This window comes from Vreelandella sedimenti, from assembly GCF_013416325.1.
Classification (GTDB): domain Bacteria; phylum Pseudomonadota; class Gammaproteobacteria; order Pseudomonadales; family Halomonadaceae; genus Vreelandella; species Vreelandella sedimenti.
On record NZ_JACCGK010000006.1, the window covers coordinates 170113 to 183447 of the forward strand.

14 protein-coding genes are annotated in these 13335 nt (G+C 52.5%); 10 read left to right on the plus strand and 4 right to left on the minus strand.

The genetic code is table 11. The features are described 5' to 3' along the window. Window positions 1-60: 60 nt before the first annotated feature. Window positions 61-798, minus strand: a complete 738-nt coding sequence (locus HZU72_RS24110; RefSeq protein WP_180091395.1) for an XRE family transcriptional regulator — start codon at window positions 796-798, stop codon at window positions 61-63. 688 nt (window positions 799-1486) lie between these two features. Next, window positions 1487-3057, minus strand: a protein-coding gene (locus HZU72_RS08505) for an IS3 family transposase (protein WP_328736755.1) whose coding sequence is annotated in 2 segments (ribosomal slippage) — window positions 1487-2604 and window positions 2604-3057 — 1572 coding nt in all. Because the reading frame shifts where the segments join, the coding sequence is not laid out codon by codon here. Window positions 3058-3286: 229 nt separating this feature from the next. Between HZU72_RS08505 and HZU72_RS08510 the strand changes: the two genes are divergently transcribed. The 4 genes from HZU72_RS08510 (at window position 3287) to HZU72_RS08525 (ending at window position 7210) form a co-directional block, all read left to right on the plus strand. Beyond that, window positions 3287-3703, plus strand: coding sequence for a DUF6088 family protein (locus HZU72_RS08510; protein ID WP_180091396.1), 417 nt, complete (start codon window positions 3287-3289; stop codon window positions 3701-3703). Next, entirely contained in the window at window positions 3700-4662 is a 963-nt protein-coding gene (locus HZU72_RS08515) for a nucleotidyl transferase AbiEii/AbiGii toxin family protein (RefSeq protein WP_180091397.1), read from the plus strand. The genes HZU72_RS08510 and HZU72_RS08515 overlap by 4 nt, the downstream gene beginning before the upstream one ends. A gap of 189 nt (window positions 4663-4851) precedes the next feature. Beyond that, complete coding sequence (locus tag HZU72_RS08520; RefSeq protein WP_180091398.1) at window positions 4852-5400, plus strand: hypothetical protein; 549 nt, start codon at window positions 4852-4854, stop codon at window positions 5398-5400. After that, complete coding sequence (locus HZU72_RS08525; RefSeq protein WP_180091399.1) at window positions 5390-7210, plus strand: AICE-type RepA C-terminal domain-containing protein; 1821 nt, start codon at window positions 5390-5392, stop codon at window positions 7208-7210. The genes HZU72_RS08520 and HZU72_RS08525 overlap by 11 nt, the downstream gene beginning before the upstream one ends. 105 nt (window positions 7211-7315) lie before the next feature. On the opposite strand, the gene HZU72_RS08530 is transcribed toward HZU72_RS08525, so the two are convergent. Beyond that, a complete protein-coding gene (locus tag HZU72_RS08530; RefSeq protein WP_180091400.1) occupies window positions 7316-7666 on the minus strand; it encodes a helix-turn-helix domain-containing protein in 351 nt (116 codons plus the stop codon). A gap of 172 nt (window positions 7667-7838) precedes the next feature. Next, window positions 7839-8987: a YagK/YfjJ domain-containing protein gene (locus HZU72_RS08535; protein WP_180091401.1), complete on the minus strand. Its 1149-nt coding sequence runs from the start codon at window positions 8985-8987 to the stop codon at window positions 7839-7841. 544 nt (window positions 8988-9531) lie between these two features. Between HZU72_RS08535 and HZU72_RS23790 the strand changes: the two genes are divergently transcribed. The 6 genes from HZU72_RS23790 (at window position 9532) to HZU72_RS08565 (ending at window position 13173) form a co-directional block, all read left to right on the plus strand. Then, complete coding sequence (locus tag HZU72_RS23790) at window positions 9532-9864, plus strand: hypothetical protein (RefSeq protein WP_180091402.1); 333 nt, start codon at window positions 9532-9534, stop codon at window positions 9862-9864. A 133-nt stretch (window positions 9865-9997) separates the two neighbouring features. Then, a complete protein-coding gene (locus tag HZU72_RS08545) occupies window positions 9998-10966 on the plus strand; it encodes a DUF932 domain-containing protein (RefSeq protein ID WP_180091403.1) in 969 nt (322 codons plus the stop codon). Between the two features lie 140 nt (window positions 10967-11106). Then, window positions 11107-11283 carry a hypothetical protein gene (locus tag HZU72_RS08550; RefSeq protein WP_161491498.1) on the plus strand — a complete coding sequence of 59 codons (177 nt, stop codon included), beginning with the start codon at window positions 11107-11109 and terminating at the stop codon, window positions 11281-11283. Window positions 11284-11356: 73 nt separating this feature from the next. Continuing rightward, window positions 11357-12139, plus strand: coding sequence for an ERF family protein (locus tag HZU72_RS08555; protein ID WP_180091404.1), 783 nt, complete (start codon window positions 11357-11359; stop codon window positions 12137-12139). Window positions 12140-12174: 35 nt separating this feature from the next. Further along, complete coding sequence (locus HZU72_RS08560; RefSeq protein ID WP_180091405.1) at window positions 12175-12786, plus strand: lambda exonuclease family protein; 612 nt, start codon at window positions 12175-12177, stop codon at window positions 12784-12786. Between the two features lie 90 nt (window positions 12787-12876). After that, window positions 12877-13173: a JAB domain-containing protein gene (locus HZU72_RS08565; RefSeq protein ID WP_235976038.1), complete on the plus strand. Its 297-nt coding sequence runs from the start codon at window positions 12877-12879 to the stop codon at window positions 13171-13173. The last annotated feature ends 162 nt before the right edge of the window (window positions 13174-13335 follow it).

A 13335-nucleotide genomic window follows, 5' to 3' on the forward strand; every position in this document is an offset into this window, starting at 1 on the left:
TTTTCGTATTAAAGAGGGCAAGCCTGGTTTGTGGAGAACCTGAGGTATGCACTAGGGAAGTTACAACTTGATCCTAGCTTCGATAGCTACCGCCAATATGTGACAGTTATCGTCTAATGAAATCAGTGGGTAGGCTGGGTTAAGTGGTTTCAAGTAGCGCCGACCACTCTCTTCTATCAGCATGCGGAGCGTTGGCGTCGGGCTGTCAGGGAGTTCGACAAGGACCAGCTTTCCGGGCACCGCCTGTAGACCTGTGTCTAATAGCACAAGCGTCCCCGCAGGCAGGCTAGGAGAGGCCCCGATCGGCGCAGCCATGGCATCACCACACATCTTGAGCCAGAAAGCCACTCCGATCTTTAAGTAGTCACATGATTCAAATTGATTTTTCTCGCCGGGTGCACTTGCATCCAGCCGATTAGCTTGCATAGCTTCGGACCAGGTGAGAATTGGGTACGACCAAAAGCGCGGGGGAGGGGCCGCTCTATCGGGCCGTGCAGGTACGGCTGAAGCAGTTGCTGCTCCTACTCCTGCTCCTATCCCCATCCACGGTATTCCCCTGTTCGGCAACCCAACGACACCTTGGCTTCCGTCGCCATGGGCAAGAAAACTAGCAGTAGTCCCTAACGAGGCTGCTAGCTTCTCTAAGTTATTAATTCTTGGAGAGTTGCTTACACCCTTGAGTATGCGATGTATGGTTGGCTGTGGCACCTTGGAGCGCCTAGCCAACTCATTTTCACCAATGCCCTGCTCTTCCATGAGCTGGCGTAGCCTCTCTCCGATCGTTATTGCTGTACTCATGCAGGGCTGCCTATCTATGTGGTGACTTTCTCAATACGCAAATGTATTGATTTTTCAGTCATTCGTCCATGCCAATAGCCAGATTTGCGGTCAAGTCCCAGAGCTGATAACAGAAACCTACTTCCGCTGGATGACGACAGAGCAGCAAGCGAAGGAATAGGGCATCCTGTAATCTACGAAAATTTTATTTCTCCCCGCCAGTTATTCGACCCATATTCTTCCTGCGCAAGTGCGTAACATGATTTGATGTTGTTAACCTTGCAGCATACGTTCGATCGTCTGGCCTCTATGACAACCAATAGAACCCTCGGTATTTTCTTGATGTTAGTAAGTATCCAAGCTGGTAAGTAGTGGTGAATTAGTGGCCGAAGCAGCCAGAAGTAAAGGTGTTCAAGGAAACGGCGCTCAATAACCACTTCGTTCATGGCAATTGAGAGGCTTTCGATGAGATTCAATGGAACGCACACCAGTTTAGGAAAGAACTACTGAATGCAGGGTCTCCTGGTGCCAACGGATGTCGGTTTCCTGTGGATGCGAGGCTTCGCCCATACGGTGGTGGTGTGGAAGGTTAGTATGGAAAAGAATATTTCGCTTCTTACATGCTGAAATTGTTTTTGGGTGGCTCGGATTAGAGATAGAACGTGGAGGGATTCGGTGATTTTCAACCCAGTTGTCCAAATGGCTGCACTTAAGCAGCCTTTTTATTACGCTCGATTTCCTGCACTTTCCCTGGGTTAAGCGACACTGAACCAGTGACCTCCCAGTTTCGGGTGCTGCCCGACCAGCGTTTCGGATAGCGACGCTTAGCGCTTTCATAAACCGCTTTACGACGTTCAAGGCGTTTTCGATCAACGCCACGATGCCGGTCAGCTGGCGTGACATATTGGATGCCACTGTGAAGGTGCTGTTCGTTGTAAGCCCGCTCGAACACCAACATCCATTCTCGTACCGCGCTCAGCGATGCAAAGCCCTTGGTGGGCCATGCTGGGCAGTATTTGACGGTACGGAACAGCGCTTCCGAGTAAGGGTTGTCGTTGCTTACTCTCGGTCGACTGTAAGACATCAACATCCCTAGTTCGGTTAACCTCGCTTTGAGCGTATAGGACGTCATCGGCGCGCCATTATCCGAGTGCAACACCGGCGGCTGACGCCAGCATTTCTCACGCAATAAGGCACGCTCCATCAGCTGTTTAGCCAAGTCGCCCGATTCCGTCTCATGAACTTCCCAGGCAATGATTTTGCGGCTGTAGATATCTATGATCAGGTAGAGATACCAGTGCTGGCCTCGTACAACGGAGGCGCAATAGCTAATATCCCAGCTCCAAATCTGGTTCGGCCCTGTCGCCGTAAAACTGGTCGGCGCGGGTACTGTGCGGCGTGCTTTCGTACGGCCACGATGATGCTGCTGGTGATGCTTTTTCAAGACCCGATAAAACGACGATTCGGAGGCCAGATAGACGCCGTTGTCTGCCAGTAAGGGCACGATTTGAGACGGCGGCAAGCTCTGATACTCGGGACGATGACACGTGTTCAAAATGGTCTGCTCTTCCTCATGCGTCAGCTGATGCGGCTGCCTGCCTTGTGCCGCCTGTGGACGCTGATCCTCAACAACAGTGCCACACTCAGATCGCCAACGCTTTAGTGTGCGCTCGCTTACATCGATAATATCGGCTGCTTGATAGCGGGAAGCGCCCCCCACAACCGCTTCGTCAAATAGCGCGATAAGCCTTGCACGTTCGTCGAGCGGCGTTAGTCGTCCTCGCCGCTGTCGGGATCTTCGCTGTACAAGGCGTCGAGCTTTTTTGAGAGCACCAGTAACGACGTCGTCTCTGCCACTACCTTGTCTTTGCGTCGCACTTCCGCTTTGAGTTGCTTGATGGTCTTACGGTCTTCTTTACGTTGCTTTTGCGCCGCTTTTTCCTGATCTTCTTGCCGACCAGCGCCTTCGAGGCAAGCCGCTTTCCACTGCTGAATTTGCTCGGGATAAAGGCCTTTTTCGCGACAGTAAGCGCCAAGCTCTGCCTCTGACAGGGTGGCGGTTTCGATGACCACGGCGAGCTTGGCGTCGGGCGACCATTCGCTGTCGCCTGGGGTGTAACCTGGCACAGGCACTCCTTTTACTCGACACTGTTTTAACCAACTATACAGCGTCGCATCAGAGATGCCTTCCTCTGTTGCTACCGATGCCACACTGTGATTATGGGGTGGTAACAACTTCTTCAGGACGGCTGCTTTACGCTCTGCAGAATAACGTGGCACAAGGACTCCATGCCGCTCCCTCTGGATTAGATTTAGGCGATATCACCAACCGGACAACAAGGCTGACAGAGGGGGGATTTGCGGCGGATGTTTTTTTATTTTAACTTTTAAATATCTGATTATTATAAATAATAATAAATTTTATTTTTTCATAGTGTCGTGTTTTTGTGTTTGTCAGTCTGAAGGTATAGAGTAACTATTGTCATTGTCCAGCTACTGGAGGTGTTACATGACTACTCAAACGCTTGAGTCACGCATTCGTGACAAAATTCGCAAAAGTCGGCGAATGGTATTTCTACGTGATGATTTCGCTGCACTGGGTGGTTATGACCAAGTTGGCCGTGTGCTTCGGCAATTAGAAGCGCAGGGAAGATTAGTACGTATTGGTAAGGGGCTATACGCTAAAGCGCGCCCAAATCGTATCACGGGTAAACCAATGATTGCGGCGCCCGGTGGCTTTGATCAAGCCGCCAAAGAGGCATTGAATCGCCTAGGGGTGCAGTGGGAGCCAGCCAGTGCAGAAAAGGCTTATCAGGCGGGCCGCACACAAATTCCGGCGCGAGTGATGGTCAGAGTCAAAGGCCCGTTTCATCGTCAGATTGCCTACGGCAAATATCGCTTGGGTATTGAGCGTGTTTCTGCATGAACATCGATCCGGGACTGTTTCCCGATGTGGCGGATGCGCTGGGCATTGATAGCCCTGCTATCGTGGAAAAAGATGTGTATGCCGTCCAGTTATTGAGTCTGCTTTCTGAGCTGCATTCGGAAACGTTTGAGCTGGTATTCGCAGGGGGTACCAGCCTAGCAAAAGCCCACCATAAGCTTTTCCGTATGTCCGAAGATATCGATATCAAGCTTGTTCCTCGCGATGGGATTGCAACGGGCATGTCTAGAACAGCACTGAAGGCAGCACGAAAGGCGGTGCTGACCGAAATAGAAACAATCATCAGCCGTTCTCAGATCTTAGAGATTGATCCCGATGATGGTATCGTCAAGCGTAACGAGTACCGGTATGCGGAGTTTACCATTCGCTATCCCCGAACCCAGGATAGCATTTCTGCGCTTCGACCTGACTTGAAGCTAGATGTCACAGCATCAGAACTTTATGAGCCCGCCGTGGTTTGCTCTGTCAGCTCCTTGTATGCCGAGGCTCTTAAGTTACCCCCAGAGGTAGGTTCCTTTCCGGTGGTTAGCCTGCCTGCCACGATCAGCGAGAAGCTGGTGGCATTACTGCGTCGCACAGCTCACGTGAATCGTGATCCTTCCCGAAAAGACGACGAAACGTTGGTGAGGCACGTCTACGATCTTCACATGGCGACATCCGGCGGATATGACATGGCCGCATTACGCACGCTAGTACAGGCAGTAATACAGACGGACGTGGCTCAGTTCGGGAATCAGCATGCGCAATTTGTCACTAGCCCAGCAGATGAACTGCAATATGGCCTCGGGTGCTTACAGACCAATCCTATCCATCAGGATCGCTACGAGCGTTTTATCGGCCCGCTGGTTTATCACGATGAACCCGCGTCCTGGCATGAAGCCTTGCAGACTGTGGACGAATTGGCCAAGCAGCTGCTGCTGGATGCTAGTGCTGAGCGCTGAAGCTTGCTTTTACCCATAATGCCATCTGTTGTTCGCCTATCACGTCGTACCTAGAATAACGGCCTTAGCCGCTTTGGGCGGCTTTCTATGCCGTTACCTGGCTACCTATTAGCTTTATGGAATAAAGCCTGGGAGGCGTGGGGTATCGTTTTTGGATAAACTACTAATCTTTTAGGCATTTTAGTGGCTATGAAAATTTCTTCTGCCCCCGTCAGCTATCAGACCCACGTTCGTCCGGCGCAAGTGCGTGACATGATTCGCTGCTGTGAGGATCTACAGCAGACGTTCAACCGTCTGGCCGATGCGACGACCAAAAACCTTGGCCATTTTCAAGATATTAGTAAAGAACCCGACTGGAAAGCAGTAGCGCTTCAGTGGCCGCAGCAGCCAGCAGTACGAGAATTCAAGGAAGCGGCGCTCAATAATCACTTCGTATGTGCCAATTGGAAGGCTTTCGATGAGCTTCAAGGTGAAGCGCATCGGTCACGCGAAGAATTACTGACGGCACGGTCTTTGGTGCCTGTGGATGCTGGTTTCATGTGGCTACGCCGTTTCATTCATTCAGTTGTGACGTGGGAGGGGCAGACCCGCAATAGCGTGTCGCCGTCGCTACAGGTAGCCGCAAATAATAGTGGCTGGATGATAATTGCTAGATTGCTTCAGCGTGAGCTGGATCAGGCTGAAGAAGTTTTGCTGGAAGACAGCAATGATAGAGGGAGAAGCTGGGATGGCGGATAACAGAGACCAAAAGGAGCCAAGCTGGCAAAAAAGGCTTAAAAAGCTCGCGAGGCAAGTCGCGGAAAATGATGAAGCTGTGAATGCGGCATACGGTGTTAACGAGCCGGACTCGATTGATGACTTTGTTAATACACTGCCAACGGACCATAGCAATGAGGCAATAGCGCCCGTCAATTCGGCTCCCCAGTCACCTATGACCAAGCCCTTCGATAACGTTTCTAGCGATTGGGGCTTAGTGGAACCTCCTCCCTTAACGCGAGTGAGTAACGAACCGCCTAAAAGTATCTTTTCCGATCCTTCCTGGCTAGAAAATGCGACGAAACCTATACGGGAAAAGCAATCGATACAGCCTCAGCTAACCAAACCTGCACAAGACTATCGCCAGCGCCGTGTTGATCGTGTTTCCAAGTTGCTACAGGATCGCTACCGGCGTATTACCAACGAAGCCAATAGCCCTTTGCTGGTGGATGTCTACACTGGTGACGTCTTGCCCGATAGGCTTGATGCCATTTCCTCAGCAGTGGCAGCTGACTATAGGCACCATTATCAAGCAGAAGTCCCTAATGCGGATATCAAGCGAGCTTTTAGTCACCTCAGTGCGCTCGTAGCGCCTTGGGAGGCTACAGTGTTTTTTGGCAGGGCAGGCTACGACCCACATCATCGAGAGCGCTATATCGATGCGGGACCGGGAAGGTGCTTCGTATTTACACCCGGTGCATCTTATTATCAGCCTCTAGTCGGCCAGCCGTGTATTCGACCACTCCAAAGTCGCCCCCTAGCTATTCCCGCTGAGATGGGAAATGTAAATCCCCGTTTAATAGATCCGTTGTTTGCTCTAACGGTGCTGCCCCAAGACTCGAATTTACTGGTCATTGCTTGGATGATTCTTTGTTGGATGCCGGACAGAAAGCAAGTCATGTTGGAGCTGCTTGGCACGCCTTCTAGTTCGCTAGAGCAAAGCCATACCCTCATCAAAAACGTGGTCGATCCGGCCACGGTGGCGTTGCATAACGAGCTGCCGAACCATGTTAAGCAGTTTAATAACTTGGCGCTCAAGCACTACCTGCTGAGCTTCAACCAGGTCGATGCCCTTACCCCTACCCAGCAAAATCATCTCTCTACCCTCATGCGGGGTAAACAGATTCCTTGGCAATGGCAGGGTAAAACGGTGGATGCGTCGATTACCGTCCAATGCCCCGTGATACTCAATAGCCTTGAAAGCGTTGTCACTACCTCCAAGCTTGCTGATGCAACCTTGAGCGTTGAGGTAGAGGAAAAAGATCAATCAAAGGGGCTTCCTGCCATGTTTCCCTCGGCAGCGAGTCTCACGGTGGGCCTGCTGATGATCTTTGGTCAGGTACATAGTGACTGGGAAACAGTGAGTTATGATTCCCGCTTTGAGCGGTATGGTGATCTCGCCGATCTCTGTCGTGTGGGAGAACTGGTGGCCGTTAGCCTTGGCCGTGGTCGGTCAATGTTCTGGGAGCAGTTTGACCGTAACCAGCAGGGGCGACGTGGCTTCGAACTGGAAGAGACGCCCGTGGCACAAGCGGTTGCGCATGCCCTCGACGATGTCCCTGGTGGCGTAATTGAACTGCCGGTCAAGCAGTGGCTGGCTCACCTTAAACCGTACCGCCCAGACGTCACACGCCCCGAGCAATGGCCCACCAGTTCAAGGGGCCTTGGGGCAGCATTCAAGCGGATAAAGCCCTTGTTACGAGACGTAGGGATCACCCTGACCTCGACCGGTCAGCGAGGGCCTTTCTGCTATTGGCGAGCCGAAAAGACCACTTCGCATTCCGCCGAGTAAAGAATGGCAATGCCTACTCAAGCGTGACGTTGTGATATATAAATGGCAGAAAATGGAAAATGCGCGATTTTATAGTGCACCATTATCCTTTTTGTATTCTCGACGTCACGATATCTTGTTTTGGTAGGCCTCCAACCAGCGCCTTAACAAGGTCGTGCCGGGGGCCTTGGGCATTCGCCGAAACTGCAGCCACTCTTCCAACGTTCGGCATGGCACCCCGACCTCCTCGGCCATTTGCGCCTGAGTAATCTTGCGCATCTTGTACAGCGCTTTGGCGTCCCGAATAAGCCGTCGCTTGGGTTCGTCACGCTCCATGGCTGTCAAGCGCTTGTCGGCGTCATCCTCGGCCATCGCGTTGCTTGCCCAAGGCAAGGCAGCGGGTGTCGAGCGGCGCGTCTGTGAGAACGCCTGTGGCGCTTGCTGCGGTTTATCTTGAGGGAAAGGAAAGTTAAACATCGTGCTGCTCCTTAGGATTCAACGAAAAAGGCCTGCTCCCAGAAGGGCAGGCCGTTAGATCGAAGGGTGAATGGTTTCCGGCGTTTGCCGTCGGCGGGCGTATTACGCGGCTTTAATCCGTGTAAGCGGGAAAGTCGTTATATCATAGGCAAGAGGACGTTCAGTTTTTGGTTCAGGGGAAGTCGACATCACCGAATGACCTGTAGGCAGGGAACAAACGTGGACGCCCAGGGCGAGGTCCTTCAGGCACATCACGCATGGCGCTGGTTTGGAACTTACGCCCTGTTACCAGCATCTCAGCATACTCGTCGATCTTGGTCAGGTAGCGGGCGATGTACTCCAGCCCGCGTTGCTTCTCAAAGTCGTGATAGTCGATGCAACCCAAAGCATTGTAGTGATACACGTTCTCTGCGTTTTTATTGCAGTTACGGTAAACACCCTGGCTACCGGTGATTGAGTGTACCCATAGCTCACCGATGCGTTTGGCATGGGGAACGTCTTCTTGTACATGGTGGCCATGGAAAAAAAACAGGAAGTGGTAATGAAAGCCCTTTTGGGGTTTCCACTCTAGCTTCCAAGCGTAGCCGAGCAGGTGAACGAACAGCTCATGCCTGTGGAACGTCTCACACAGCTGTTCACGATGGTAGCGTGCTGTCTCGTAGTCGATATAAGGGCCATCCATTTTGCTATAGCTCAGATCCACTCGCAGTACCGTCAGACGGCCGTAGCGCTTAAAGAGCGCATCGATCAGCTTACGCAGGCTCTGGTAGTTGTTGCGACTGTTTCGGCGGCTCCTATAGCACTCGCGTGCAAAAGCAGGTTCCTTAAGAAACTGGTGCCAGGCCATCAATCGCTGGTTGAGTTCCAGAACTGTTTGCTCAGCTACTTGTCTGCTCATGGTGGGTGGCTGATAAAATCCTGCCTCGCGCAGGTAGGCACAGCTCGAAAATGCCCATAGAAAACTAGTGGCGTAGGGGCTCGGTCGATAGTGCTGCCCAATATCAGTTTCATGGAACATCGTCACCAGCACTGTATAGATCGTGGTCAGTGTCTCCAGTAAGGCATCCGGGGCCAACACCACCACATCACTTCCATAGCTATTTGGCAGTATCAGCCGGTCACTGTTCAGAAGCGCTTCCACCCTCGCCAATTCTTTGAGTTGGCGATCTATCTCAATCAGGTCCTGCCGCCACAGGTGATGGGAAAGCGTAACGATATCTTGCCCTAAGGCCGAGGTCTCCAACACGGTGTCGCTCATGCCTAGGCACATGGCCAGCATGTCCGCTTCGCTCAGGGTATCGTCGTAAACATCATCGTACATGGGAAATGCCTCTGTTGATGGTATCGGAGTGTTTCGCTCGTACCATCGCCAAGGCATGTAAGAAATTACCTCACCACCGGGAGACGGGGCAGGTCACTTTCAAGAGACCTGGCACCTTGTTGGTCTCGTTGGTCTCCATCCAAAATTGGGAATCGGTTCGATCCATTGAGCAATCTTCCCTGTTGGCCTATGGCCTATTGAGTACCTCTTAATGGGTGCTGACTACGTGCACCCATTGCCTCTCTATTGCTATTGAAACCCCCATTAGAACTACTGGTTACTTCTAATAACATACAAAGCCAAATAGCTCAGAACGGTTAGTGGGTGCATGACCAAACAAAAGGTACCGGTTAATCGGTGTATACTGGAAAGTTGGGCTATAAGTGATTGAAAAAGTTAGTGTAAAAGACATGGCTTGCTACTGAGTAGCTGGCTGCCCGCCAACCGTGTCAATTCAAAAAAATCTCAGCCACATACTACCCCCATGAAGCTATCAGGAATGGCTTGATACGCATCCATTCACTGTTCATGGAGGAAAATTATCATGACGATCCATTGCCCTAGCTGTGGTTCACCACACGTTATATCCCGCAATGTCGGAAGAAAGGTAGGCGGTGCCACTGGAGCGGCTGCCGGTGCTGCCTCTGGGGCAGCCGGTGCCCTTAGTGGTGCCAAAGCAGGTGCGCTGGTCGGTGCGATGGTCGGGCCCGCAGGTATTACGATTGGCGGCCTATCAGGTGCTGTATTTGGTGGGTTGTTAGGCGGCACGACCTTTGGTGTTGCCGGTGCCAAGCTAGGGCATGAACTTGATCAGAAAATGCTCGATAACTACGCCTGCTGTGCCTGTGACTGCACCTTTCGTCCTCACGCTGAATAACCGCCTATCAGCGGCCCTATCTACCGCTTAATACGACGACTACCTCAACACGCATTCGCTTGCCCGCCTTACTTAGGGCGGGCCGCTATGCCGTGCGCGCTCATTAATACTGAAAATCCTAAAGGAGTTTGTAATGGCTCATCTCGTTGAACAAATGGCTTATGTTGGCAATACCCCTTGGCATGGCCTGGGGCAGCAACTTTCTCGTCATCAACCGCTGGAAGTCTGGCAGCAACAGGCCGGTATGAACTGGCACATTGAAGAAGCCCCGGTCCGCTTTATTGCCGAAGGCGCAAGCCACCTGGGCAGCATTCACTCATTTCCCGAACAGAAGGTGCTCTATCGCTCCGATACGAAGGTACCGCTATCGGTGGTGTCCCAGCGCTATAAGGTGGTGCAACCCGAAGAAATATTGGAATTCTATCGAGACCTCACCGAGTACGCTGGCTATGAGCTGGAAACCGCTGGGGTATTAAAAGGCGGTCGTAAGTTCTGGGCTTTGGCACGTAGTGGCTTAAGTACCTCGCTTAAAGGCCAGGATGAGGTCAACGACTACTTACTACTGGCAACCTCGTGTGACGGCACCTTGGCGACGATGGCCACACCTACCACGGTAAGGGTGGTGTGTAATAACACGCTGCAGATTGCAGTGGATGGCACCTCACAAGCCGTGAAAGTACCCCATCGCTCGGAGTTTGATCCCCGAGCGGTGAAGAGCCAACTGGGCATTTCTGTTTCCCAGTGGAACGACTTCATGTACCGGATGAAGACATTGGCAGAACGCAAGATTGATCACCATGAAGCCCAGCACTATTTTCAGTCAGTGATTTGTGGGGCTGAGAAGCCGTTAGATGATCCCTCTAAGCTGCCCAACTACCGGGCCCTGAATAAAGTGCAGAAGCTCTACCACGGTGAAGGCCGAGGTTCGCACTTGGTTACCGCCAAAGACACCGCCTGGGGCCTGCTTAATGCCGTGACCGAGTACGTGGATCACGACAAACGGGCACGCAGTAACGACACCCGGATGGATTCGGCGTGGTTCGGCCAAGGCGCCCAACTCAAGCAGGAAGCCCTGGATGCCGCGCTAACGCTAGTGTCTTAACCAACCCATCTGCTGGGCTTCGTTCTACCCCTTACTGTGATCTTCCCAATCCAATGATATCCACCATCTCCCCGGCATAGACGCCCAGCCCCTCAAAGGCTGGGCGTTTTGCTGTGGGGCTTATGCCGCGAGGTACTGCCATGACGTTTATTTCCCATGCCATTGAAGTTGCTTTGACACGTCTGACTGAAGAGCTAATAGCCAACCATGCCCACCGCGCTGACACCGTGGTCTGCGCTCAAGGCACGTTTTATCGAGCTGAGGTACGGCTAGTGCCTATTAAAGCCAATGAGCTAGCCCAGCATTTAGCGGAGTAATGCCGCGATCACTTCATAACGATGCCTGCCGACACGGCATCACCACTATTTCTTGTTTCAATGGAGGTGCCCCATGGCACGATCATCTAATGTGGTAAATTCTTCCTCCCGTCCGGTCACTCCCCCAACCAAAGCCAACGCCGCTGCCGTCACAGCTGTGCCTGCATCCCCCGTGGAGTCGACCTCTACAGCAGAAAGCACCGCGATCATCCAGGTAATCGAGCGTGCTGCCCTCAATCCCGATGTCGATATCGACAAAATGGAGCGTCTCCTACAAATGCAGGAACGCGTCATGGATCGACAGGCCATGATGGCCTATAGCGCTGCCATGGCGGCCATGCAGACCGAACTGCCTAGCATTGAAGAGCGTGGGCAAACCAACAACGGTTGCTACGCCACGTTGGAAGATATCGTTGATACCGTGCGGCCGATCATGCAGAAGCATGGCTTTGCGGTGAGCTTTCGTATGCAGACGCAGGAGCGCGGTATCCAAGTAACGGGGGTGCTGATGCACAAGGATGGCCACCGCGAAGAGACCAGCATGCTATTGCCTGCGGATATGAGTGGTAACAAAAATGCCGTGCAGGCGTTTGGTTCCTCTACCAGCTACGGCAAGCGTTATGTACTTTCCGCACTGCTTAACATCACCACACGTGGCCAAGACGATAATGGCAACGCTGCCGGTGGGGTTAGGCTCGTGACACCGTTTCAGGCAGGCCAGATTCAGCGGCTGATCAGCCAATGCCCAGCCACGACCCAGGAATGGTTCAGCGGCAAGTATGGTTCCGCCGTTCAGGTGCCTCAGGCTGACTTTGACAAGCTACGGGCGTCTCTTACCAAGCGGGCTGTTAAGTAATCGCGTTATCCCCCTGAATTTTTAAGGAGACATCTATGCAAATACTCAACATGGAGCAAGGCTCCCCTGAATGGCTGGCGGCGCGCTTAGGGCGCGTCACCATGTCGGAGCTAAAGTCATTGCTGGTTAAAGGCAAAGGCCGTGGTGGATTGGGTGCCGGGGCCATTACCTACATGCACCAATTGATCGGCGAGCGCATAACCGGCGAGCTGGCCGAGCCGTTTCAGGGTAACGCGCATACCCGTCGTGGCCATGAGTTGGAAGGCGTGGCACGTGCGCTTTATTGCGATGCCACCGGCGAACCCGAGCCCCAGGAAGTGGGCTTGATCCTCAATCACGAGGTGGGCTACTCGCCAGACAGCTTGGTAGACGCTAACGGCCTGCTAGAAATCAAAACCAAACTGCCCAAGTTCCAAATTGAAGTGCTGTTGAATGGAGAAATACCCGATGAGCACATTCCCCAATGCCAGGGTGGCTTATGGGTCAGCGAGCGGGAATGGATCGACTTTGTGAGCTACTGGCCGGGCATGCCGCTGTTTATTAAGCGCGCTTACCGTGACGACACCATGATTCGCACCATTGCTGAACGGGTCGAAGCATTCCATGAGGAGATGGAGCGACGCATTAGCCAAGTGATGGCTGCGTGACGGAACTCATACCTCAAAACTCAATACGCTACCTAACGACATAGATGCCGGGGTTACCACCCCGGCATTTTTTATTTTTTGGAGGCAACCATGACACACGCCAAACTCAAAGCCGGGGAAGTGGCAGGCACCTACCATGTAACATCGCCCGTGACCGAAACCGACATCATCACCATGGCCAAGCGCTTTGCGCGGCGTAAGCTCGCCAAAGGCCGCAAGATCACCCAGCCCTCGCAGGCCTTTGAGCATATGCAACTACTGTTTCAGGACTACGAACATGAAGTTTTCAGCGTGCTGTTTCTGAATGGCCAGCATCGGGCGATCCGTTTTGAGGAGCTATCTCGAAGCACCATCGACAACGCCAGTGTTTACCCGCGTGAACCTTAGAGGGTGGCTTTGCCATGTTTACTTGCTTTTTTTTTGCAAAAATTGGTAAAGGTGTATTGATAGCATGGCACACACTATATCAAGCCAAGCTTAGTAGTAGGCTGATGAGCGTATCAATTTGTCAATATAGTCTGGGGATTCATAAAAGAGGTCCCTATCTCG

What these genes read in the sequence shown, in the direction of transcription:
- HZU72_RS08550 (WP_161491498.1), top strand. Translation starts at nt 11,107, where the DNA reads ATGACGTTTATTTCCCATGCCATTGAAGTTGCTTTGACACGTCTGACT.
- HZU72_RS23790 (WP_180091402.1), top strand. Translation starts at nt 9,532, where the DNA reads ATGACGATCCATTGCCCTAGCTGTGGTTCACCACACGTTATATCCCGC.
- HZU72_RS08520 (WP_180091398.1), top strand. Translation starts at nt 4,852, where the DNA reads ATGAAAATTTCTTCTGCCCCCGTCAGCTATCAGACCCACGTTCGTCCG.
- HZU72_RS08530 (WP_180091400.1), bottom strand. Translation starts at nt 7,666, where the DNA reads ATGTTTAACTTTCCTTTCCCTCAAGATAAACCGCAGCAAGCGCCACAG.
- HZU72_RS08565 (WP_235976038.1), top strand. Translation starts at nt 12,877, where the DNA reads ATGACACACGCCAAACTCAAAGCCGGGGAAGTGGCAGGCACCTACCAT.
- HZU72_RS08560 (WP_180091405.1), top strand. Translation starts at nt 12,175, where the DNA reads ATGCAAATACTCAACATGGAGCAAGGCTCCCCTGAATGGCTGGCGGCG.
- HZU72_RS08535 (WP_180091401.1), bottom strand. Translation starts at nt 8,987, where the DNA reads ATGTACGATGATGTTTACGACGATACCCTGAGCGAAGCGGACATGCTG.
- HZU72_RS08545 (WP_180091403.1), top strand. Translation starts at nt 9,998, where the DNA reads ATGGCTCATCTCGTTGAACAAATGGCTTATGTTGGCAATACCCCTTGG.
- HZU72_RS08525 (WP_180091399.1), top strand. Translation starts at nt 5,390, where the DNA reads ATGGCGGATAACAGAGACCAAAAGGAGCCAAGCTGGCAAAAAAGGCTT.
- HZU72_RS24110 (WP_180091395.1), bottom strand. Translation starts at nt 798, where the DNA reads ATGAGTACAGCAATAACGATCGGAGAGAGGCTACGCCAGCTCATGGAA.
- HZU72_RS08515 (WP_180091397.1), top strand. Translation starts at nt 3,700, where the DNA reads ATGAACATCGATCCGGGACTGTTTCCCGATGTGGCGGATGCGCTGGGC.
- HZU72_RS08510 (WP_180091396.1), top strand. Translation starts at nt 3,287, where the DNA reads ATGACTACTCAAACGCTTGAGTCACGCATTCGTGACAAAATTCGCAAA.
- HZU72_RS08555 (WP_180091404.1), top strand. Translation starts at nt 11,357, where the DNA reads ATGGCACGATCATCTAATGTGGTAAATTCTTCCTCCCGTCCGGTCACT.